At 37.5% G+C, this 20,090-nt stretch carries 21 protein-coding genes and 1 pseudogene; 20 read left to right on the top strand and 2 right to left on the bottom strand.

The window, feature by feature from the left end; genetic code table 11:
* Nucleotides 1-22 precede the first annotated feature (22 nt).
* From FH036_RS10455 to FH036_RS10430, 7 genes are all read left to right on the top strand, one after another.
* Complete coding sequence (locus tag FH036_RS10455; RefSeq protein ID WP_002170612.1) at nt 23-376, top strand: DUF3870 domain-containing protein; 354 nt, start codon at nt 23-25, stop codon at nt 374-376.
* Between the two features lie 92 nt (nt 377-468).
* The gene (locus FH036_RS27400; RefSeq protein WP_257469592.1) at nt 469-597 is read left to right on the top strand and encodes a hypothetical protein; all 129 of its coding nucleotides are present in this window, start codon (nt 469-471) and stop codon (nt 595-597) included.
* 310 nt (nt 598-907) lie between these two features.
* Entirely contained in the window at nt 908-1,846 is a 939-nt protein-coding gene (gene glaH, locus FH036_RS10450; RefSeq protein WP_139895709.1) for a glutarate dioxygenase GlaH, read from the top strand.
* Between the two features lie 58 nt (nt 1,847-1,904).
* Nucleotides 1,905-3,107 carry an L-2-hydroxyglutarate oxidase gene (gene lhgO / locus FH036_RS10445; RefSeq protein ID WP_139895708.1) on the top strand — a complete coding sequence of 401 codons (1,203 nt, stop codon included), beginning with the start codon at nt 1,905-1,907 and terminating at the stop codon, nt 3,105-3,107.
* A 305-nt stretch (nt 3,108-3,412) separates the two neighbouring features.
* The gene (locus FH036_RS10440) at nt 3,413-4,465 is read left to right on the top strand and encodes a proline racemase family protein (RefSeq protein ID WP_139895707.1); all 1,053 of its coding nucleotides are present in this window, start codon (nt 3,413-3,415) and stop codon (nt 4,463-4,465) included.
* Nucleotides 4,466-4,484: 19 nt separating this feature from the next.
* A complete protein-coding gene (locus FH036_RS10435; protein WP_139895706.1) occupies nt 4,485-5,462 on the top strand; it encodes an ornithine cyclodeaminase family protein in 978 nt (325 codons plus the stop codon).
* Between the two features lie 262 nt (nt 5,463-5,724).
* Nucleotides 5,725-6,018 (top strand): hypothetical protein, encoded by a 294-nt coding sequence (locus FH036_RS10430; RefSeq protein ID WP_373995682.1) that lies wholly within the window; start codon nt 5,725-5,727, stop codon nt 6,016-6,018.
* A 140-nt stretch (nt 6,019-6,158) separates the two neighbouring features.
* On the opposite strand, the gene FH036_RS10425 is transcribed toward FH036_RS10430, so the two are convergent.
* Entirely contained in the window at nt 6,159-6,497 is a 339-nt protein-coding gene (locus tag FH036_RS10425) for a hypothetical protein (RefSeq protein ID WP_139895704.1), read from the bottom strand.
* Between the two features lie 287 nt (nt 6,498-6,784).
* On the opposite strand from FH036_RS10425, the gene FH036_RS10420 reads away from it, so the two are divergent.
* From FH036_RS10420 to FH036_RS10360, 13 genes and pseudogenes are all read left to right on the top strand, one after another.
* A complete protein-coding gene (locus FH036_RS10420) occupies nt 6,785-8,374 on the top strand; it encodes an ABC transporter substrate-binding protein (protein WP_139895703.1) in 1,590 nt (529 codons plus the stop codon).
* Between the two features lie 59 nt (nt 8,375-8,433).
* A complete protein-coding gene (locus FH036_RS10415; RefSeq protein ID WP_046198798.1) occupies nt 8,434-9,384 on the top strand; it encodes an ABC transporter permease in 951 nt (316 codons plus the stop codon).
* Between the two features lie 6 nt (nt 9,385-9,390).
* The gene (locus FH036_RS10410) at nt 9,391-10,242 is read left to right on the top strand and encodes an ABC transporter permease (RefSeq protein ID WP_044792518.1); all 852 of its coding nucleotides are present in this window, start codon (nt 9,391-9,393) and stop codon (nt 10,240-10,242) included.
* 26 nt (nt 10,243-10,268) lie between these two features.
* On the top strand, nt 10,269-11,261 hold the full coding sequence (locus FH036_RS10405; RefSeq protein WP_139895702.1) for an ABC transporter ATP-binding protein: 993 nt from the start codon (nt 10,269-10,271) through the stop codon (nt 11,259-11,261).
* Nucleotides 11,254-12,225 carry an ABC transporter ATP-binding protein gene (locus tag FH036_RS10400; RefSeq protein ID WP_000544145.1) on the top strand — a complete coding sequence of 324 codons (972 nt, stop codon included), beginning with the start codon at nt 11,254-11,256 and terminating at the stop codon, nt 12,223-12,225. Before FH036_RS10405 ends, FH036_RS10400 begins: the two co-directional genes overlap by 8 nt.
* A gap of 533 nt (nt 12,226-12,758) precedes the next feature.
* On the top strand, nt 12,759-13,421 hold the full coding sequence (locus tag FH036_RS10395; protein WP_139895701.1) for a response regulator transcription factor: 663 nt from the start codon (nt 12,759-12,761) through the stop codon (nt 13,419-13,421).
* On the top strand, nt 13,418-14,761 hold the full coding sequence (locus FH036_RS10390; protein WP_139895700.1) for a sensor histidine kinase: 1,344 nt from the start codon (nt 13,418-13,420) through the stop codon (nt 14,759-14,761). Before FH036_RS10395 ends, FH036_RS10390 begins: the two co-directional genes overlap by 4 nt.
* 21 nt (nt 14,762-14,782) lie before the next feature.
* The gene (locus tag FH036_RS10385) at nt 14,783-15,316 is read left to right on the top strand and encodes a VanZ family protein (protein ID WP_139895699.1); all 534 of its coding nucleotides are present in this window, start codon (nt 14,783-14,785) and stop codon (nt 15,314-15,316) included.
* Nucleotides 15,317-15,605: 289 nt separating this feature from the next.
* Nucleotides 15,606-16,235 (top strand): hypothetical protein, encoded by a 630-nt coding sequence (locus tag FH036_RS10380; RefSeq protein ID WP_000913406.1) that lies wholly within the window; start codon nt 15,606-15,608, stop codon nt 16,233-16,235.
* 168 nt (nt 16,236-16,403) lie between these two features.
* Complete coding sequence (locus FH036_RS10375; RefSeq protein ID WP_139895698.1) at nt 16,404-16,976, top strand: imm11 family protein; 573 nt, start codon at nt 16,404-16,406, stop codon at nt 16,974-16,976.
* Between the two features lie 140 nt (nt 16,977-17,116).
* Nucleotides 17,117-17,569 carry a YrhA family protein gene (locus FH036_RS10370; RefSeq protein WP_000265789.1) on the top strand — a complete coding sequence of 151 codons (453 nt, stop codon included), beginning with the start codon at nt 17,117-17,119 and terminating at the stop codon, nt 17,567-17,569.
* A gap of 18 nt (nt 17,570-17,587) precedes the next feature.
* Complete coding sequence (locus tag FH036_RS10365) at nt 17,588-18,046, top strand: SMI1/KNR4 family protein (RefSeq protein WP_139895697.1); 459 nt, start codon at nt 17,588-17,590, stop codon at nt 18,044-18,046.
* A gap of 101 nt (nt 18,047-18,147) precedes the next feature.
* Nucleotides 18,148-18,294 (top strand): annotated as a pseudogene (locus FH036_RS10360) (Yip1 family protein); the annotation flags it as partial.
* A gap of 320 nt (nt 18,295-18,614) precedes the next feature.
* Here FH036_RS10360 and FH036_RS10355 read toward each other — a convergent pair.
* On the bottom strand, nt 18,615-19,937 hold the full coding sequence (locus FH036_RS10355; RefSeq protein WP_139895696.1) for an MFS transporter: 1,323 nt from the start codon (nt 19,935-19,937) through the stop codon (nt 18,615-18,617).
* Between the last annotated feature and the right edge of the window lie 153 nt (nt 19,938-20,090).

Below are 20,090 nucleotides of genomic sequence, written 5' to 3'. Positions count from 1 at the left end.
ACATAGTAACGGAGGATGAAATATGCGTAAAGGGACATTTTTTATGGCAGGACATTCGAGACTTCCGAAAGGGATGGCTGTTCGTAGTATGTATGAAACATTAACAATTACAATTGAGGCAGATCATAAATATCATGTCATTATTGAAGCATCGTGTACGCTTGCGACAGAGCACGGTAGGGACTTCGTCGCTCAAATTTTGAGAGGACATAGTTTACGAGATGGTATTGAAGAAATCGTTCAAGATATTACAGATCATTACCAAGGAAAAGCGCAAAATGCGATTGTTAGTGCAGTAAAAGATTTACATCGCCAATATGTAAGTTATTTAAACGATGAACAGCCACAAGGTGAGTACGAGGAAACAACACCATAAAAACTGTCTAGTTTATATAGCCATAAACAAGAGCCAGCTGTATTTCTTTTAAAGGGATACGACTGGCCTTTTATATTGAGGAGGCAAAGAATATGAAAAAGTTAAATGACGTGCAGGTTGTAAAGCGAGAGACGAACAAAAGAGGGTGTGCAGAGAACAAAGGGATTTGTAAAATGTGTAAAGTGTGTCGAGAAAATAATAAAAAACGAATTGACAGTTAGAATATTTTGAATTATTATTTAATTAATAAGATCCATTCGAGAAATTAGCCTTCTCTAAATTCGATCTTGCTTACCTGTTTTACACATATTTTCATATGTACTGTCTATTATTATTGTACTTTAAGAGATTAAAGAACACTCGTAATTATGAGCCAGTTGTATGTATCTGCGATTGTTATGTCGTGGATACGTATGACTGGCTTTTTGCTGTTAGGGCAGTAAGACCGGATCTCAGCATATAGAAGATAAGGATAACTGTCTGTAAAAAGCGTCAATACGTTCTTCATATTTCATTTAGGGAGGAATTAAAATGTCGATTATTACAGAACAAAGTGCGAAAATGAAGTTTGCAAAAAAATATGAGGGGTATGAAATTGTTCCTCATCCAGAGCATAAACGTTTATATCATATCGTTTTAAATCAGCAGTTGCTTAAGCAATTTTTTGAAGAGGTAAAAGAGCATTCAGAGCAGTCACTCCAATACATTCCGTATTCTCGGTTTAATCTTGCGGATAGCATGAGAAAGATTTTTGGGCAATCGTTTATGGATAACATTCGCAGCATTATTCATGACCGTGAAACGGGCGGATTTACGATTGGGGTACAAGGTGAAACTGTAGATCCAGCAGATTACGTGAAATTTGCGACCGCATTAACGCATTTAATTGGAACGCCAAATTTTGATGCGATGACAGGAACATATTATGCTAGATTTAATGTGAAAGATACGGATAGTAGTGATTCCTATCTTCGCCAAGCGTACCGATTATTTACACTTCATACAGACGGAACATTCGTTGATGAACCGACAGATTGGCTTCTTATGATGAAGATTGAAGAACAAAATGCAGTAGGCGGGGAATCACGTTTACTACATTTAGACGATTGGGAAGAACTTCAGAAGTTTAGAGATCATTCGCTCGCATCTGTAAAAATTACGTATAAAGCACCGCCAAGTAAAAACTCGCAAGAAATCGTCTATCGTGAAACATTCTTTGATGTAAATAATGCACCGTGCATTTGCTTTATTGATCAGTTTGCGTATCCAGATAATATTGAACAAGCAAACTATCTGAAAGACTTATCTTATTCTGTTGAAAACTCACCAGCAACACATGCATTAAAATTACCAGTTGGTGACTTAGTTCTTTTAAACAACTTATTTTGGATGCACGGAAGAGCGGCATTCGAAAAAAATAAAGATTTATATAGAGAACTCATGCGTCAACGTGGTTGTTTTTCTAAATAATATGTACGGCGGGTCTTGCAAAGAGACCTGCCTTTTATACTATTAAGGGGGAAGTAGGATGTATGACTTTATTATTATTGGCGGAGGAATTGTTGGTCTTTCAACAGGAATGGCTTTAACGAAAAAATTCCCTCATGCGAAAATTGCAATCATTGAAAAAGAAAAGGAACTCGCACATCATCAAACGGGACATAATAGCGGTGTCATTCATTCTGGCATTTACTATAAACCAGGAAGTTATAAAGCGAAGTTTGCAAAAGAAGGAAACGCAGCGATGGTCCAATTTTGTGAAGAACATGATATCGCTTATGACATGTGCGGAAAAGTAATTGTCGCAACAGAAAAAGAAGAACTTCCTCTTTTACATAACTTATATGAGAGAGGCTTACAAAACGATTTACATATTGCAAAAATAGATAAAGAAGAATTAGCTGAAATAGAACCGCATGTAAAAGGACTTGGCGCAATCCGTGTTCCTTCCTGCGGGATTGCTGATTATAAAGGAGTTAGTTACGCATTTGCTCGCCTCATTCAGGAAAGCGGCGGAGAAGTACATGTAGGAACAGCGGCAGAGCGTATTACCGAGAAAAAAGACGCCGTCACAATTGAAACAAGCAAAGGAACATTTCAAACGAAATTTCTCATTAACTGCGCCGGCTTACATAGCGATCGCATTGCGAAAAAGACTGGTATATTAACGGATATGAAAATCGTTCCGTTCCGCGGTGAATATTATGAACTTGTCCCAGAAAAACGCCAGCTTGTAAAACATTTAATCTACCCAGTTCCAAACCCTGAATTTCCGTTTCTAGGCGTTCATTTTACAAGAATGATAAACGGAGACGTACATGCAGGGCCAAACGCAGTATTAAGTTTCAAGCGCGAAGGCTACACGAAAAAAGACTTCGACATAAAAGACTTCATGGAAACAATGACATACACAGGCTTCTGGAAAATGGCGATGCCAAACATGAAAGAAGGTATAAAAGAAATGGTGCGCTCATTTAGTAAACAATCCTTCCTAAAAAGCTTACAGCGCTTAATACCAGAACTAACAGAAAAAGATATCATCCCAACGCATGCAGGCGTAAGGGCACAAGCCATCTTATCAAACGGCAATATGGTTGATGACTTCTGCATCATTCCAGGCATAAACTCTCTACACATTTGCAACGCACCATCCCCGGCCGCAACGGCTAGTATAAAGATTGGTGAGGAGATTGCGAAGCGAGTGCCGGATGTTGTGGGGGTTAGGGTTTGATGAGTCCCCCGAGTTTCGGGGGATTTTTTAGTGGGGTTCGGGTGTTCTCCGGTAGACCGGGTGTGGGATTGGTTGGTGGTTATTGGGTGTGAAAGTGCGGAATTTGTCGGTAAGTCGATATGTTGTGTCGAATCGTTGATATATTCGGAGTTGTGATTGATATAATTGGATAATCGTTGATATATTTTTGGGGGGGTGGGATTAGTTGGAGACTCCTGGCTGCCAACCTTCTACTGTATAAAAAAATAGACAGTAGTGTATGCTTTTTTACACAATGTATACAAATCTATACCCTATGCGTTGGCATGATATTTGCAATAAAAATAGTATCAACATATAGGGGAGAGATAGAAATGAAGGTTAGTAAAGTGTACACGACAATTGATGCTCACGTAGCTGGAGAGCCGCTCCGAATTATTACAGGCGGCGTGCCAGAAATAAAAGGAGAAACGCAGCTAGAAAGACGCATGTACTGTATGAAACATTTGGACCATCTTCGCGAGGTTCTTATGTATGAACCGAGAGGACATCACGGTATGTACGGTTGTATCATTACTCCGCCTGCAAGTGAACACGCTGATTTTGGCGTGTTATTTATGCACAATGAAGGATGGAGTACGATGTGTGGTCATGGCATTATTGCTGTTATTACAGTCGGAATTGAAACTGGTATGTTTGAAGTGACAGGTGAGAAACAGAAGTTCATTATCGATAGCCCTGCTGGGGAAGTCATTGCGTATGCAACATATAACGGGAGCGAAGTAGAATCCGTATCATTTGAAAATGTTCCTTCATTTGTATACAAAAAAGACGTTCCTATTAAAATAGATGAATATGAATTTCAAGTAGATATCGCATTTGGCGGAGCTTTTTATGCGGTAGTAGATAGTAAAGAATTTGGTTTGAAAGTCGATTTCAAAGACTTAGCTGCTATTCAAACGTGGGGCGGTAAAATTAAGCACTACATTGAGAGCCAGATGGAAGTGAAGCATCCCCTTGAAGAAGGGTTAAAAGGAATATACGGCGTTATCTTCTCAGATGAACCGAAAGGGGAAGACGCAACTTTACGAAATGTAACGATCTTCGCTGATGGGCAAGTAGATCGTTCTCCTTGTGGTACAGGAACTTCCGCAAGAATCGCAACTCTTTTTGAAAAAGATGTCTTACAAAAGGGAGAAAATTTCGTCCACGAATGCATTACGGATGGGAAATTTGAAGGGGAAGTATTGTCGGTAACCGCAGTAGATACATATGAAGCTGTCGTTCCAAAAATAACGGGGCATGCATTTATTACAGGATTTCATCAGTTCGTTGTAGACCCGAGAGATGATTTGCATCGGGGATTTTTGTTAGGATAGAAGGAGGAGGTGGAAAGATATGCTAGTCATAAGCGCGAACGAACAACGAAATTTAGTAAATATGAACGAAGTTATTGAATACGCGGCGCTTGCTTTAAAAGAATTTTCCGCAGAAAGAACGATCACGCCAATTCGCGGCTCATTGCCATTTGCGAACGAGAAAAATACGGCATTAATTATGCCTTCAGTAGCGGAAGGACTTGAGGCACTTGGCTTAAAAGTAGTAACAGTAGTCCCCGAGAACAAAAAGATAGGAAAGAAAACGATAAACGGGATTGTAATGCTATCAGACTTTCAAACAGGAGAACCGCTCGCACTGTTAGAAGGATCTTACTTAACGATGATTCGAACAGGCGCCCTATCAGGAGTAGCGACAAAACATTTAGCTCGTCATAATGCAAAAACGTTATGCATAATCGGGACGGGTGAACAGGCGAAGGGAATTGCTGAAGCTGTATTTGCGGTAAGAGATATCGAAAAAGTCATTTTATACAATCGAACAGAAGAAAAAGCACATGCATTCTCGCAATATATACAAGAGAGATTCAATAAACCTGCATATGTTCACACAAATGTGAATGAAGCAATAAGCGAAGCAGACATCATCGTCACAACTACGAACGCATCCACACCAGTCTTTTCAGAAAAACTACAAAAAGGCGTCCACATAAACGCCGTCGGCTCATTCAAACCGAACATGCAAGAACTACCATCCCACGCTATCACGAGCGCAAACAAAGTAGTAGTCGAATCAAAAGAAGCAGCATTAGAAGAGACAGGGGACCTTCAAGTTCCGATGCAGGAAGGGTTATTCAAAGGAAGCGATATCCATGCTGAACTAGGTCAAATTATAAGCGGGGAAAAAGCAGGTAGGGAGAACGATGAAGAGATTACTGTTTTTAAATCGGTTGGTTTGGCGGTAGTGGATATTATTGTTGCGAAGTATTTGTATGAGAAAGCGGTGGAGAGTGGGGTTGGGAATAGGATTGAGTTTTGAGTGACTGCCTTTTGGTGGTCTTTTTAATTTTGGGTTGAGGGGTAATAACATTTGGTCCTTTCCAAGAAAAGTAAAGAGTTGCATCAAAGTTATTTTAGGTGTTATGAAAAACTGCGTCATTTATTTCTGCAGGTTTCTAAATTTTATAACTGCTGTACAGTATCGCCATAACCACTACTAGCATTTCCATCGTCTTAAAAAAGATTTATAGTTATATTATAAATCTTCTTAAGGAGAGGGTATATTGAATAAGAAAAACAGGATGAATATTGCTATTTTAACAATTTTATTATTAATAATAGGCTACATATTTTATACAATGTACAGCAAAAATATTACGCAAGATAAAGCTTCAAAAGTAGCAATAAAATACATGACGGATAAAGAAAATATAGATCTTGTAGTTACTAAAGTCGAGACTTTACATGGAGTACGTGAGGGTTTTATTGATGTAGAAGGTTATTCTAAAAATGATAAGAAGAAGGTAATCCGCGTTACAATAAACAAAACGCAAAACTATTTAGTATCTGGTTGGGGATTTAAGAATCGAAGGTAATAAGTTAGATTACTCCAATAGAACTACCAATGGCATCTGTTTTATGAAGCCATTGGTAGCTAATCTGTTTAAGGCTTAGAGTCTCAAACGATGTCCTTTGTTAGACTGCCGTGCATTTCATTATTAGAGGTGCAGCTTTTTTACCATTCCCGCCATTCTTCAGTTATATCTTCTTCGGATTCTAAGCCACCTATTCGTGCAGCTGCATCGATAAATTCATAGAGATCTTCTCTTTCCATTGTTTCGATAAAATGGTCATGTTCGATATTTAGTTCATTTAATTTAAGAACTACCTCTTTAACAACTTGCATGACTTCGGCCTCGGTTGGATTCTCACCTAATTGCTGTAAATTGTTAATGTAAGTGTCAAGAACCTTATTTGTTGCACTTATATTTTCTTCAGTGAAAAATTCCCCATCTTCATCATACTCAACCCATGAGGTTGTAGGTTTGTTTTTTTTCAATTCATCAAATGTCATGATAACCTCCTAAAAAGTGTTTTTTTATCTTTAATCTCATTCTATATTTTCAATCATATATAACAATCACTTAAGAGAAATTTTTTAGGCTACTAGTTTTTTAACTTATTTTGCTCTTCGCATCAATATAGTTTATCACAAGAATGCATGAATAGATTTCAAACCTTCTAGTTTTACAAAAAAGTTTGACTTTATATAGAGGTAGTGGTAATTTAAAACTTATAAGAAAACTCGGGATTAATTCCGAGTTTTCTTATGGGTATAACTAGTTTGAGGGGGGCCGAAAGATGAAACGGAAATTATTTGCATTACCATTTGTCCTAATACTACTTATTGCATTAGCGGCTTGTTCTGGAGGAAAAGATTCTTCGAAGCAAGCGGGCACTAGTAAATCAGGGACTCCGAAAGATGGAGGAACATTAACGATTGGCGTTAGCGATAACCCAGAGACGATGAATCCGCTTTATGCGAATGATCGTGTGTCGTTAACGGTGCAGCAAGCTTTATATGCACCGCTGTATCATATGGAAGACGGTAAGAAGAAATTTGTTCTTGCTGAAAGCTTTACGCCTTCAGAGGATCAATTAACGTGGACATTGAAGTTAAAAGATAATTTGAAATGGCATGATGGTAAGAAAATTACATCAGACGACATAGCATTTACATTCCAATCTATTTTAGATGAGAAGCAAAATAGCTCAAGTCGTGAAAACTTTGTTTTTAAAGGAAAACCGCTTGAGGTGAAAAAGGTAGATGAGTTAACAACTCAATTCGTTTTACCACAAGTAAGTGCATCTTTTGAAGGTGTGATGAATGATTTCTTCCCAATTCCGAAACATGTATTTGAAGGGGAAGCAGATTTAGCGAAGAGTAAGAAAAACTTACAACCTGTAGGATCAGGTCCGTTTAAGTTTAAAGAGTATAAGTCTGATGAGTACGTTGCATTAGATCGATTTGATGATTATGTAGGTGGTAAAGCGAAATTAGACTCTATCGTATATCGCGTTGTAAAAGACCGTAATACAGCAAATGTTTCACTACAAAATGGTCAAATCAATATGAAGATGATTGAGCCGCAAGACTTTAAGAAATTAGATAGCACTGGGAACTTCTCAATGGTGACATTCCCTGAAGGTAGATTATTCTACTTATCTTATAACCAAAATACAGATCTTATGAAGAAAAAAGAAGTGCGCCAAGCAATTGCGCATGCGTTAGATAAGAAAGAAATGATTAACTCTGCATTCGTTTCGAGTCAATTTGCAGAACCAGCAAATTCAATTTTAACGCCAGATGCTATGTATTATGCAAAAGACATTAAAGATTATAAGTATGATAAAAAAGAAGCGAAAGATTTATTAGCGAAAGCTGGCGTGAAAGATAAAGAAAAAGTACGCGTCATGTATGTAACGAATAATAAAATTATGGAAAGCTTAGCGCTTTATACACAACAAAAGTTAAAAGAAGTTGGCTTAGAAGTTGAACTAAATGCATTAGATGCTAGTGCGGCAAGTGAAAAAGGCTTAGATAAAGAGAATAAAGAATATGACATTACATTTGGTGGTTACATAATGGGACCTGAGCCAGATTCATATAAGAGCTTATTCTTAAGTAATGCTGAATACAATTATGCACGATATAAAAACGCTGATTTCGATAAGTTATGGGAAGAAGCTGCAGTTGAAACAGATAAAACAAAACGCGCAGAACTATATCATAAAATTCAAGAGACAGCTAGAGAAGACTTACCTTATCTACCAATCGCGTATCCGAAAGCTGTTATTGCAGTAGATAAAAAGTTTGATGGATTAAAAGAAGCAAAAGCAATTCCTGTCACAATGTTTGAAGATTTATCTAAGATTTATGAAGTGAAATAAGAAACAAACAGTAAAGAAGCTGGTGGAAATCAGCTTCTTTAGCTTGAGGGGGGAAGTTTGTGTATAAAGTAATTGCGAAGAGGCTTTTAAATGCAATTCCGCTTTTATTTGTTATTTCTATTATTTCTTTTCTATTAATAAAACTAGCGCCAGGTGATCCTGTTCGAAACTTTGTCACACCGAATATGAGCCCAATTGATGTTGAGCGTATTCGCAAAAGTTTAGGGCTCGATCAACCCATTTATATGCAGTATATTTTATGGCTGAAAAATATTTTAACAGGGAACTTTGGTTATTCACTGCAAAATCATCGTCCTGTTTTAGACCTTATTGTAGAAAGATTACCTGCGACAATTGGGTTAATGGGATCATCTTTACTCGTCTCATTTGTAATTGCAATCCCGCTTGGACTACTTACAGGTGTAAAAAAGAATTCTATCTTTGATCGCATTGTGAACTTTATCTCTTATGTGGGAATTTCAATGCCAGTCTTTTGGTTCGCTTTACTATTAATTTACTTATTCTCTTTAAAGTTGAACCTTCTTCCGAGCATGGGTATGCGTACGGTCGGTCAAGATTCCTTCTTGGATATTGTCCAGCACGGCATTTTACCTTGTATGGTGCTAGCGTTCCAAAACGTCTCTGTTTATATGAGATATATTCGTTCCAGTACGATTCAGCAGTTAGAAGAAGACTACGTACAAATTCAATATGCATACGGTGCTTCAAAGAAAACCGTTTTATTTAATCACGTACTTCGAAACGTATTAATACCGATCATTACAATTTTCGGATTATCTATTCCAAGTTTAGTAGGCGGAGCGTTCATTACGGAAACAGTATTCTCATGGCCAGGTCTTGGTTCGCTCGGGGTAAATGCTATTTTTAGATTTGATTATCCGATTATCATGGCAATTACATTATTATCATCATTCATGTTAATTCTCGGTAACTTAATTGCTGATATTTTATATGGCGTAGTAGATCCGCGCATTCGAATGAGGGGGTGATTTGGAATGAATAATAGGAGATTTCAAACGATAAAAAGTAGTTTTACGAAAAATAAGTTTGTACTAATGGGAGTTATTATACTTACGGTTTTAACGGTCGCATCGATTTTCGCATTTGTATCACCATACGATCCTAGTAAAATGTCGATTCCAGATCGCTTACAAGAACCGAGTGTGAGTCATCCTTTCGGAACGGATGATTACGGAAGAGATTACTTAACTAGGGCGTTATATGGTGGACGCGTTTCACTTGCGGTCGGTTTCCTTGCGATGGTTGTATCTGTTACAATCGGTACCGCAGTTGGGACGATTAGCGGATATTTTGGCGGAAAGTTAGACAACTTCTTAATGCGAGTTGTTGAAGTGCTTATGTCAATTCCATCATTCTTCTTAATGTTACTATTAAATGCTTATTTAAAACCAGGAATTACAACGTTAGTTCTTATTATCGGATTACTAACATGGATGGACACCGCTCGTATTGTAAGGGCAGAAACGCTATCTGTAAAAGAGCGGGAGTATGTTTTATATGCAAAAGTGTCAGGACAAAAATCACTCACGATTATTGTAAGACATATCATTCCTAACATTTTATCAACCATTATTATCGCCGCGACATTAACGATTGCGACATCAATTTTAATGGAATCATCACTTAGCTTCTTAGGTTTAGGTATTAGAGAACCAGATTCTTCTTGGGGCAGCATGCTAAACAATGCGCAAGGATATATCGGTGAAGCTTGGTATTTAACACTCTTCCCAGGATTCCTTATTCTTTTAACGGTACTTAGTTTTAACGTAATTGGTGAAGCGTTGAAGAAAGCTTTCGCACCAAAAGGAGCTGGAAATGAAAACTAAAGTGTTAAGTGAAAGGAGTGAGAAGCGTGTCTGAAAAACTACTAGAAGTGAAAAATTTAAAGACTTCTTTTTTCATAGAAAGTGGAGAAGTGGAAGCCGTTCGCGGCGTTACATTTCGTTTAAATAAAGGAGAAGTAGTTGGTATCGTTGGGGAATCTGGAAGCGGAAAGAGTGTAATGGCGAAGTCCGTTATGTCTCTCGTTACGTCACCAGGGAAAGTGAAAGAAGGAGAGATTCTTTTTCATAATGAAAACATCCTTTCTAAATCTGAAAAAGAATTACGTTCTATTAGAGGAAATCAAATTTCACTTATCTCCCAAGATCCAATGTCTGCGCTAAATCCAGTCGTGAAAATTGGGAAGCAAATGACGGAAGTAATTATACGGCATCAAAAAGTAAAAAAGAAAGAAGCAGAGCAGATTGCGATTAACTTGTTAAAACAAGTCGGCCTTTCGTCACCAGAAGAAAGGGTAAAACAATATCCGCATGAACTAAGCGGCGGTATGAAGCAGCGAGTTATGATTGCGATGGCGATGTCTTGTAACCCTGACCTTCTCATTGCGGACGAACCAACAACAGCGCTTGATGTAACGATACAAGCACAAATACTAGATTTAATGAAAAACTTAAAAAATGAAACGAATATGGCGTTACTTCTTATTACGCATGATTTAGGAATAGTCGCGCAAAACTGTACACGCGTTATCGTTATGTATGGCGGGCTTATTATGGAAGAAGGACCTGTACTTGATATTTTCCAATCGCCGAATCATCCATATACGAAGGGGCTATTAAACTCTTTGCCGAAAATATCGAACGGTGTAAAAGAAAGGCTCGCACCAATTCAAGGTGTAACGCCAAACTTATTACACCCGCCAAAAGGTTGCCCATTCGCAGAGCGTTGCCCGCATGCGATGGACATTTGTGAAAAAGAACGGCCGCCATATTTTGAAATCGGAGACGAAAGACGTTCCATGTGCTGGTTAAATGATAGGGCGGTAGGTGATTCACATGCATGAAGAAAACTTAATTGAAGTGCGGAACTTAAAAAAGTATTTTCCTATTAAAAAAGGACTATTTGGCAGGAAAACAGAGCAATTAAAAGCAGTCGATGATTTAAGCTTCACAATTAAAAAAGGTGAAACATTCGGGTTAGTAGGAGAATCTGGTTGCGGAAAATCAACGACAGGAAGAAGCATCATTCGCTTACATGATGTTACTTCAGGTAACGTGTTATTTGACGGAAAAGACATCGCAAGTTTAAAGGAAAGTGAACTAAAAGAATATCGAAAACGAATGCAAATCATTTTCCAAGATCCATACGCATCATTAAATCCGTCGATGAACGTATTCCAAATTATTAGTGAGCCAATGAACATTCATGGATCTTATGAAAAAGAAGAACAAAAAGAAATCATATTAGACCTGCTCAAAAAGGTAGGCCTAAAAGAAGAACATCTATATCGCTATCCGCACGAATTTAGCGGAGGCCAGCGCCAGCGCATTAGCATCGCGCGCGCACTATCTGTAAAACCAGATTTCATCCTATGTGACGAACCGATCTCAGCACTAGATGTCTCAGTCCAAGCGCAAGTCGTAAACATGCTGCAAGACATACAAGAAGAAACAGGCGTCACATACTTATTCATCGCACATGACCTATCGATGGTAAGGCACATATCAGACAGAATCGGAGTCATGTACTTAGGAAACATAGTAGAAATTGCCGACAGCGAAGACCTATACACAAAACCGGCACATCCATACACACAAGCACTACTCTCATCCATGCCAGAACCAGATCCAACAAAAACAGGTAAAGATCGGATCATTCTAGAGGGAGAAGTACCAAGCCCCCTCAACTCACCATCCGGCTGCAAATTCAGAACGCGCTGCAAATTCGCCACTGAAAAATGCGCACAGGAAGTACCGAAGATGGTCGAGATTGCGAAAGGGCATGAGGTGGCTTGTCATTTGTTTTAGAGTGGGGAAAAGCACTGGGGGAACCTGGTGCTTTTTTCTTTTGTGTGGGAGCGTATATTGATAATAAAGTCATTTGAAAACAAAAGTAAATCTCTTATTGTTATTTTGTTAATTTTTACCGTGCAAAAAATAAAGTTAAAAGTGATGTAAAATGAATTCGTAGATTTGAATAAATAGGAGGGGAGTTCTAATAAACAAAAAAGAAATTGAAGAATTATTTGAAGGCGTACCACCAACATTTCGGAAATTTTGTACGGTAAGCAGTCAAAACTATAAAAATTGATTGTAATATTTTCGCTTAAGCCATTGCCAAAAAGATATTAACCACTAATCATCGGCACTTTGTTTTTGGTAATGAGTTTTGGCGACAGCGAAAGAAGCCAGTGAGAAATGGGGCATTTCAGATCGGCTGGACACGGGCTATTCCAGAGGATGCCGTAGAACCTGTTGATGGACGAACGAAATAAATAAATCTTAAAACTACAGGGAAAATACAGATTGCTGTGTTATCTTTTTTACGGAGGTATACATTTATGGATATACGAATACTGCTTGTCGAGGACGATGAGCATATTTGCAATACAGTAAAAGCCTTTTTATCTGGAGCGGGATATAAGGTGGATGCCTGTTTTAACGGGGATGAAGCGCATAGCAAGTTTTATGATAACACCTATCAGCTTGTCATTCTTGACATCTTGCTGCCGGGAATGAACGGTCATGAGCTTTTAAGGGAGTTCCGTAAGCTGAATAATACGCCGGTTCTGATGATGACCGCTCTTTCCGATGATGAGAATCAAATCAGAGCATTTGATGCGGAAGCGGATGATTATGTGACTAAGCCATTTAAGATTCAGTTATTGCTGAAACGTGTGGAGGCGCTGCTCCGTCGCAGCGGTGCGGTGGCAAAGGAACTTCACTATGACAAGCTGACACTTTTGCCGGAAGATTTCAAGGTTTTTTATGATGACGAAGAATTACTTTTGACCCTTAAAGAGTTTGAAATCTTAATGCTACTGGTGCAAAACAATGGCAGAACACTATCTCATGAAGTTATTTTGTCCCGCGTGTGGGGCTACGATTTTGACGGTGATGGCAGCACCGTGCATACTCACATTAAAAACCTACGGGCGAAGCTACCGAATAATATCATCAAAACAGTACGCGGAGTGGGCTACCGATTGGAGGAAACTTCATGAAAAAGAATGGGATATTTATTAAAATTTTTGCCTATACGATAGTTGCTATGCTGTTGATTGTTTTCGTAACTGCCACATTGTTTTCAGGTCAATTCTTAACACTGTACAGAGCAGTTGAAAGGGAACAAATATTAGTGTCCTATCAGCCTTTGGTCAATAGAGTAAAAAATAGTGATTATAACGATATTCCCGCAGCAGCACAAAGGTTTCATGACAACAACCAATCATTTGAGTTTTGCATTATAGATGATAATGGCGGCGTGATTTACGCTACGTTGGGTGCTGATACCTCGGATAATTTCAATGGTGACTTTTACTATGTGGTGCATAATGATAAAGCCCGCGGCTATTCTGTCGTCGCCCAGACCAGACCGGGCTTAACTGCCTTTTACAATGAAATAATTGTGCGGGCATTTGTTGCGTTTGCCATTATACTCGCCCTCTGCCTTGTGTGCGCGTATGTTTTTGCACGTCAGATAACCAACCCCATCAAGCGACTGGCGGATGACGCCGGGAAAATGACAAGGCTTGAAGATGTACCGCAAAGCCTACCTATACGCCGGGATGAATTAGGCGATTTGTCGCGTGACATTCACTCTATGTACGATAAGTTGAAAGATACCATTTCCCGGTTAGAAAATGAAATCCTGCGGGTAAGGGAAATGGAGGAAGCACAGCGATATTTCTTTTCGGCGGCTTCACATGAGCTAAAAACGCCTATCGCGGCAACAAGTATCTTGCTGGAGGGTATGCTCGAAAATGTAGGTGATTACAAAGACCATCCCAAATACCTGCGCGAATGCGTGAAGATGATGGACGCGCAGGACGATGTGATTTCCGAGATACTGGAGATTGTCAACCTGAGCGATGGGGAAATCTCTCAGGCTTTTGAAAAACTGAAAGTCAGGCAAATAGTGGCTGACATACTGCCTGACTTTCAGATATTAGCTGAAGCAAACGGTCAGTGCATTGTTATGGACATTCCTGACGGACAAAACTGCCTTGTCGATTCTAAAATGCTTCAAAAAGCACTTTCCAATATCATTTTGAACGCAGTACAGAATACGCCTACAGGCGGTGAAATCAGGATATGGAGCGAGCCTGCGGCTAAACAATATCGCCTTTGCATACTAAACGCAGATGCAAGGATAGACGATACAGTTCTGCCTAAGTTATTTGACCCGTTCTACCGTATGGATAAAGTGCGGGGTCGGAAAAGTGGGCGCAGCGGTTTAGGCTTGACCATCGTGCGGAAAACGTTGGAAGCAATGAACATTGAATATGCTTTGGAAAACGTTCCGGATGGCGTTCTATTTTGGATGGATTTGCCAAAGGCATAAATAACACAAGGAGAAAAAATAATGAAATCAGAAAACCGAAATAAACTTACAATTACATTGTTTGTAGTATATATGCTGCTGTTGACAGGCGTCATTCTCTTCAAATTACCGTTTTTTTCTTCTGAAATATCAGATGGGATACGAGTAATCAATCTGATTCCGTTTCAGGGGTCTTTCGATGATAGCGGAACTATTGATTTTAGAGAAATAAGAGCTAATATATTTATTTTTATCCCTTTAGGTATATATATTTGTATGCTAAAAAACAAATGGCCTTTTATGAAGAAAGTTCTTCCAATTGTTGCTTTGACATTGGCGTTTGAAACTATACAATTCATTTTCGCAATGGGAAGAAGCGATATTACTGATGTACTTGACAATACGCTTGGAGGGGTAATCGGCATTGGTATTTATGCTTTATTGTTCAAGATTTTCAAAAACAGGACTGTTAAGGTTGTAAATATATTTGCCCTGGTAGTAACCGTTTGCGTAGTATTATATTTCGCCTATCTGTTTTATCTCAGCCATTTTGTTATAAGGCGTCTGCACCCCTGATGTTAGCAACCAAGCTTTATCACTTTGACCGACAGGATTATTCCTGCCGGTCTTTTTTGATGTTCTCCGCTACAGACAAACTACAGGGAAAATACAAATTGCTTTGCCATAATAGGAGCATGACAAACGTAAATGTCTATTTTACGCCATACATAGGAGGACTACCTCAATGGACGTAAAGTAACTTGATTATTCTTAATCATTCGACAAGATGCAACAATTTAAGATCGTATTTTTTGCTATGATAAGTAAGGAATTTATATATCGTGTTATTGGGGGATAAAAAGAGATGTTGAAAAAATTTACTACATGTATTTTAGGTGGCGCTTTAGTATTCAATTTATCTGGTTGCGGCAATACATCCGACAAAACTTCTTCAGAATCTAAAGAAACTAATTCTAAACAAGAAGAAAAGAAAGTGCAAACAACTGATGAGGCGAAAACGAAAGAGAATACAAAGCAGAAAAATACAGAACAAACAAAAGAGAAATCAAAAATAAAAGAAAAAGAGTATGCTGTAAACAAGGATTTTCATACACCTAAATTTGATGTAACTGTAAAAAGAGTTGTAGAAAGAGATAAGGTTGGTAAAGAAAGTATAGGATTCCAAAAACCTGAAGATGGACATGTCTTTATTGTTGTAGAAGCAGAAGGGAAAAATATCACAAGCGAACCGATGAAATTAGCCTTTTTACCATCAGTGGATTTAGTGGATGAAAATGATAATGCTTACCAAAGTGATGTGTGGGCAGCTAGTAGTTATGATGTTGAAAAAGGTGAGACCTCTAGTATTACTAAGGAATTAAAACCAGGGGAAGTAAAGAGACAAAATAAAGTTTATGTGATTAATAAAGAAAAATTTGATACAGGAAAATGGTATGTAGTTGTTAACAATGAGTATAAGGAACAAATTAAATAGTGTTTATTTATGAAGAGGAGAGGGCTCCTCTTTTTTGTTATAAGTTAACATAGAATTTTATTTTAACATGATATCAGAGAACGTTTATTGAATAGTGAATTAAAATTAAATAAATCGAAGAAAGAGTAATCTTATTTATACTAGAAAAATAGCAAAGGAGAGTAAAAAATGAAAATTTGGGAATTAAAGAGTTCATTTGATGACTATGAATCCTTTCAATTATTGAATTTAGAAGAAGATTCTAAAAAGTATTTTGAAGGGAAAATTGACTCGGCAGTAAAAGCATCTGACTCATGGGGAGAAATACGTATTAAATGTGTAGAAGAAGGAAATCAAAGTGATTTGCCTCATTTTTGGGGAGAAGTTGGTACAACAATGGTTAGTGGGAAAGCTAAAAAATTCTTAGAGTCTATACTTGGTGATAATGTAGAATTTCTTCCCCTAATTCATGATGTGACGGGAGAAGTGTATTATATAATTAACGTTTTAAATGCAATAGATGCTATTGACTATGAGAAAGCTATACTAAAGAAACTACCTTCTGGCTTAGTAATAGATTGCAAAAAATACGCATTCTTACCTAATATGGTTAAGAACCAAACAATATTTAAAGTTTACTTAAATGAAATATTACATATTCCTTCCGTTTTTGTATCAGATGAATTTAGAAATACAGTGTTAGAAAGTGATTTAAAAGGTTTTGAATTTATAACGGTATGGGATTCAGAAGCAAACATGTAAAAGAAAGTCCTAAAATAATTGATAGGAGTTAGTGATATGGATGCAAAGGTTTTAGAAGTTCTAAGAATGTTAAACAATTATGAGGGAAATGAAAAAGAAATTTTTGAACTGATTCAAGCTGAAGTAATGGTGAAATTTATATGTGGAAAAATCTGATTTTAGAAATTGAAAAAATAGAGAAAAGTTTTAATGATAAACTGAATACACCAGCAACAGATAGTGAGGTTCAGAAATTAAGAGAACGCATGAAAGAGAGTTTTAATGTTGACCTGCCGAGTGAATATGAGGAGTTTCTTAAAAATGTAAATGGATTAGATTTTAACGGGCTAGTATTTTATGGAGTTGACTCTTATTTGTTAGATACAGAAAGGGACGAATCAATTTGCGGGCTTATAGAAACCAATGATATTTGGTATGAAAATGAATTTCAAAAAGAGCATCTTTTCTTTGGCGATTCAAATATTGCGTGGTTTTGTAAGAGTTTATCAGACGGTACTTATTTAGAACTTGATAAACCATCAGGTACGGTAATGAACACATATAATGATTTTAATACAATGCTTGAGGAAGCGTTAAAAATAACTCTTCTTTAATAGGGGGTATTAAAAATTATGTTTAATTTTTTGAAAGAATATGTTGTGGCAGACAGAAGTGTTTGTTTTAAACAAAAACCTATTTTCTATCCTATATATCAAGATGGGATAGATGAGGCAGAAAGCTTATTACAAATGGAACTCCCAAAAGAACTGAAACGCTTTTATCAAGAAATAGGTTGTGGGTTTTTAAAGTCTGATAAAAAAACGTTTTTCAACAGATTTATGGATCCGATTTCAGTTGCAGATTTCCGTTTAAGGCAAGATATTTATGAATATAATCCTAACCTAGATGATGTAGATGATAATGAATCATTAGTGTTTTTTGAAGTAACAGAACTTAACTTTTTAACCATTAAATTTAAAGAGGAAAATGAATTAGGTCAATGTCCTATTTACTCTGAGGATGAGAAAATAGCGGATTCTTTAGAAGAATTTTTAATTAAAATGGATGAAAATCCTGACTATTATATTTAATCTTTTTAAGACTTGCTTTAAGGTGTAGCATTTGAAAAATATCTAATCATGAGTAAAAAAGCTTATGTATAACCTGCATAAGCTTTTTTAATGTCCATAAAATGAAAGAAATTTTCATATCCAAATCTAAGAATGTGTTTTTACTCATTTTATTAGGCTCACTCGTACAGACTTTAGATCGAGCATCTTCTAAAAATGTGGCGGATTCAATAAGTAGTCCATTTTCAATAATCTCAATTGAGTTGTACATCAATAAGGTGTGACTTTTTATTTATGGATTTACGACATCTTTATTTATAGTGTTTTGAATGTATACTTTTTTTATATGAATTGAGGATATCAAGGGAATTGTTGAGAAGTCAATGTTTAAGGGGGAATGAAAGTAAACTAATATTTAAAAGTTTACTTTCAAATTAGAAATACACTTATTAGACACTCTAAGTAATAAATTTGTTCCACTTTAAGAGGAGGGAGAATTTTGGGTTTTTAAATTATATATGAATCAATTAAGCTTTTTTAGATAAAGCAAATCGAGTTCAGGTAAACGAAGATCATAGAATACATACTTTTAACTAGATTTATTATTAACGGATGTATCCCCACCACCAAGCTCCGCCTCAATCTGCGAAGTCTTCGATGACTCTGCCATACGCCAATACGTAATAAAACTTATCGCGATACATCCAGCTACGTAGAAGTAGAATAATGACTCCATTCCGATACTCTTTAGCCATAAAGCGATGAATTCTGCTGTTCCGCCGAATATCGCGACGGTTAGTGCATACGGTAAACCTACGCCGAGTGCACGAATTTCGGTCGGGAAGAGTTCTGCTTTTACAATTGCGTTAATGGAAGTGTAACCAGTAACGATAATAAGACCGACCATCATGAGTAAAAATGCTACGATTGGTTCTGTCGTTTTTTCCATAAAGAAGAAGATTGGTGCTGTTAGTAATGTTCCGAGAATACCGAATGCCATTAATAGTGGGCGGCGTCCAATTTTATCGGATAGTAGCCCTGCAATCGGTTGAAGTACGACGAAAATAAGTAGTGCGACAAAGTTAATCCAGCTTACAATTTCTTTCGGAAGACCGACTGTGTTTACCATGAACTTTTGTAAATATGTTGTGTACGTATAGAATGCAACGGTGCCTCCGAGTGTTAGGCCGACTACTGTTAGTACTGCTTTCGGGTGTTTCATAAGCGCGCGAACGGTTCCTGCGCTTTCGCGTTTTTGTGATTTTATGTTGGAGAACTGCTCCGATTCATCCATCGTACGGCGAAGCCATAATACAGCTACTGCGCCCATCGCGCCAATAATGAATGGAATACGCCATCCCCAAGCTTTCATATCTGGTTCGCTTAGTAATTGCTGAAGAACAATTTGAACGCCTAATGCAACCATTTGCCCCGCAACGAGCGTTACATATTGGAAGCTTGAATAAAAACCGCGGCGACCACTACTAGCCATTTCAGATAAATACGTTGCGGAAGTTCCGTACTCTCCGCCAAGTGATAATCCTTGCAGTAAACGGGCGAGAACTAAAATAATAGGCGCCATAATACCGATGCTTTCGTAACTAGGTGTACAGGCGATAATTAAAGAACCACCGGCCATAACCGTAATGGAAAGCGTTAATGCTGCCCGGCGTCCGTGCCGATCTGCATAACGTCCCATTAATAAACTTCCGATAGGGCGCATTAAAAATCCAACTGCGAAAATAGCTGCTGTGTTCAATAATTGACTCGTTGGATCGCCTTTAGGAAAGAACTCTGCTGAGAAGTAAACAGCGAAAGCAGAGTAAACGTACCAGTCATACCATTCAATTAAATTGCCGACAGAACCTTTGAAAATATTGCCGGCGACTCGGTTAGATTTTGCTTGAGCCATACTAATTCCTCCTCTTGCATAGTAATAAAATGATAATTATGAAAGCGTGTTCATTGCATTTGAATTGTACTGTTCTTTAAATGAAATCTCAATATTATGATAATTTTATTCTTTTTGTACTTTATGAACATGGATATTTTTAATAGTTGCTTC

The organism is Bacillus sp. CD3-5 (assembly GCF_006349665.1).
Lineage (GTDB): Bacteria > Bacillota > Bacilli > Bacillales > Bacillaceae_G > Bacillus_A > Bacillus_A paranthracis.
The sequence above is the reverse complement of the archived record's forward strand: the minus strand, read 5'-3'. Positions and strand labels throughout refer to the sequence as shown.

Bases quoted from the DNA above. Each gene is read 5' to 3' on its own strand.
- FH036_RS10455 (WP_002170612.1), top strand. From the start codon at position 23: ATGCGTAAAGGGACATTTTTTATGGCAGGACATTCGAGACTTCCGAAA.
- FH036_RS27400 (WP_257469592.1), top strand. From the start codon at position 469: ATGAAAAAGTTAAATGACGTGCAGGTTGTAAAGCGAGAGACGAACAAA.
- glaH (WP_139895709.1), top strand. From the start codon at position 908: ATGTCGATTATTACAGAACAAAGTGCGAAAATGAAGTTTGCAAAAAAA.
- lhgO (WP_139895708.1), top strand. From the start codon at position 1,905: ATGTATGACTTTATTATTATTGGCGGAGGAATTGTTGGTCTTTCAACA.
- FH036_RS10440 (WP_139895707.1), top strand. From the start codon at position 3,413: ATGATATTTGCAATAAAAATAGTATCAACATATAGGGGAGAGATAGAA.
- FH036_RS10435 (WP_139895706.1), top strand. From the start codon at position 4,485: ATGCTAGTCATAAGCGCGAACGAACAACGAAATTTAGTAAATATGAAC.
- FH036_RS10430 (WP_373995682.1), top strand. From the start codon at position 5,725: ATGAATATTGCTATTTTAACAATTTTATTATTAATAATAGGCTACATA.
- FH036_RS10425 (WP_139895704.1), bottom strand. From the start codon at position 6,497: ATGACATTTGATGAATTGAAAAAAAACAAACCTACAACCTCATGGGTT.
- FH036_RS10420 (WP_139895703.1), top strand. From the start codon at position 6,785: ATGAAACGGAAATTATTTGCATTACCATTTGTCCTAATACTACTTATT.
- FH036_RS10410 (WP_044792518.1), top strand. From the start codon at position 9,391: ATGAATAATAGGAGATTTCAAACGATAAAAAGTAGTTTTACGAAAAAT.
- FH036_RS10400 (WP_000544145.1), top strand. From the start codon at position 11,254: ATGCATGAAGAAAACTTAATTGAAGTGCGGAACTTAAAAAAGTATTTT.
- FH036_RS10395 (WP_139895701.1), top strand. From the start codon at position 12,759: ATGGATATACGAATACTGCTTGTCGAGGACGATGAGCATATTTGCAAT.
- FH036_RS10390 (WP_139895700.1), top strand. From the start codon at position 13,418: ATGAAAAAGAATGGGATATTTATTAAAATTTTTGCCTATACGATAGTT.
- FH036_RS10385 (WP_139895699.1), top strand. From the start codon at position 14,783: ATGAAATCAGAAAACCGAAATAAACTTACAATTACATTGTTTGTAGTA.
- FH036_RS10380 (WP_000913406.1), top strand. From the start codon at position 15,606: ATGTTGAAAAAATTTACTACATGTATTTTAGGTGGCGCTTTAGTATTC.
- FH036_RS10375 (WP_139895698.1), top strand. From the start codon at position 16,404: ATGAAAATTTGGGAATTAAAGAGTTCATTTGATGACTATGAATCCTTT.
- FH036_RS10370 (WP_000265789.1), top strand. From the start codon at position 17,117: ATGTGGAAAAATCTGATTTTAGAAATTGAAAAAATAGAGAAAAGTTTT.
- FH036_RS10365 (WP_139895697.1), top strand. From the start codon at position 17,588: ATGTTTAATTTTTTGAAAGAATATGTTGTGGCAGACAGAAGTGTTTGT.
- FH036_RS10355 (WP_139895696.1), bottom strand. From the start codon at position 19,937: ATGGCTCAAGCAAAATCTAACCGAGTCGCCGGCAATATTTTCAAAGGT.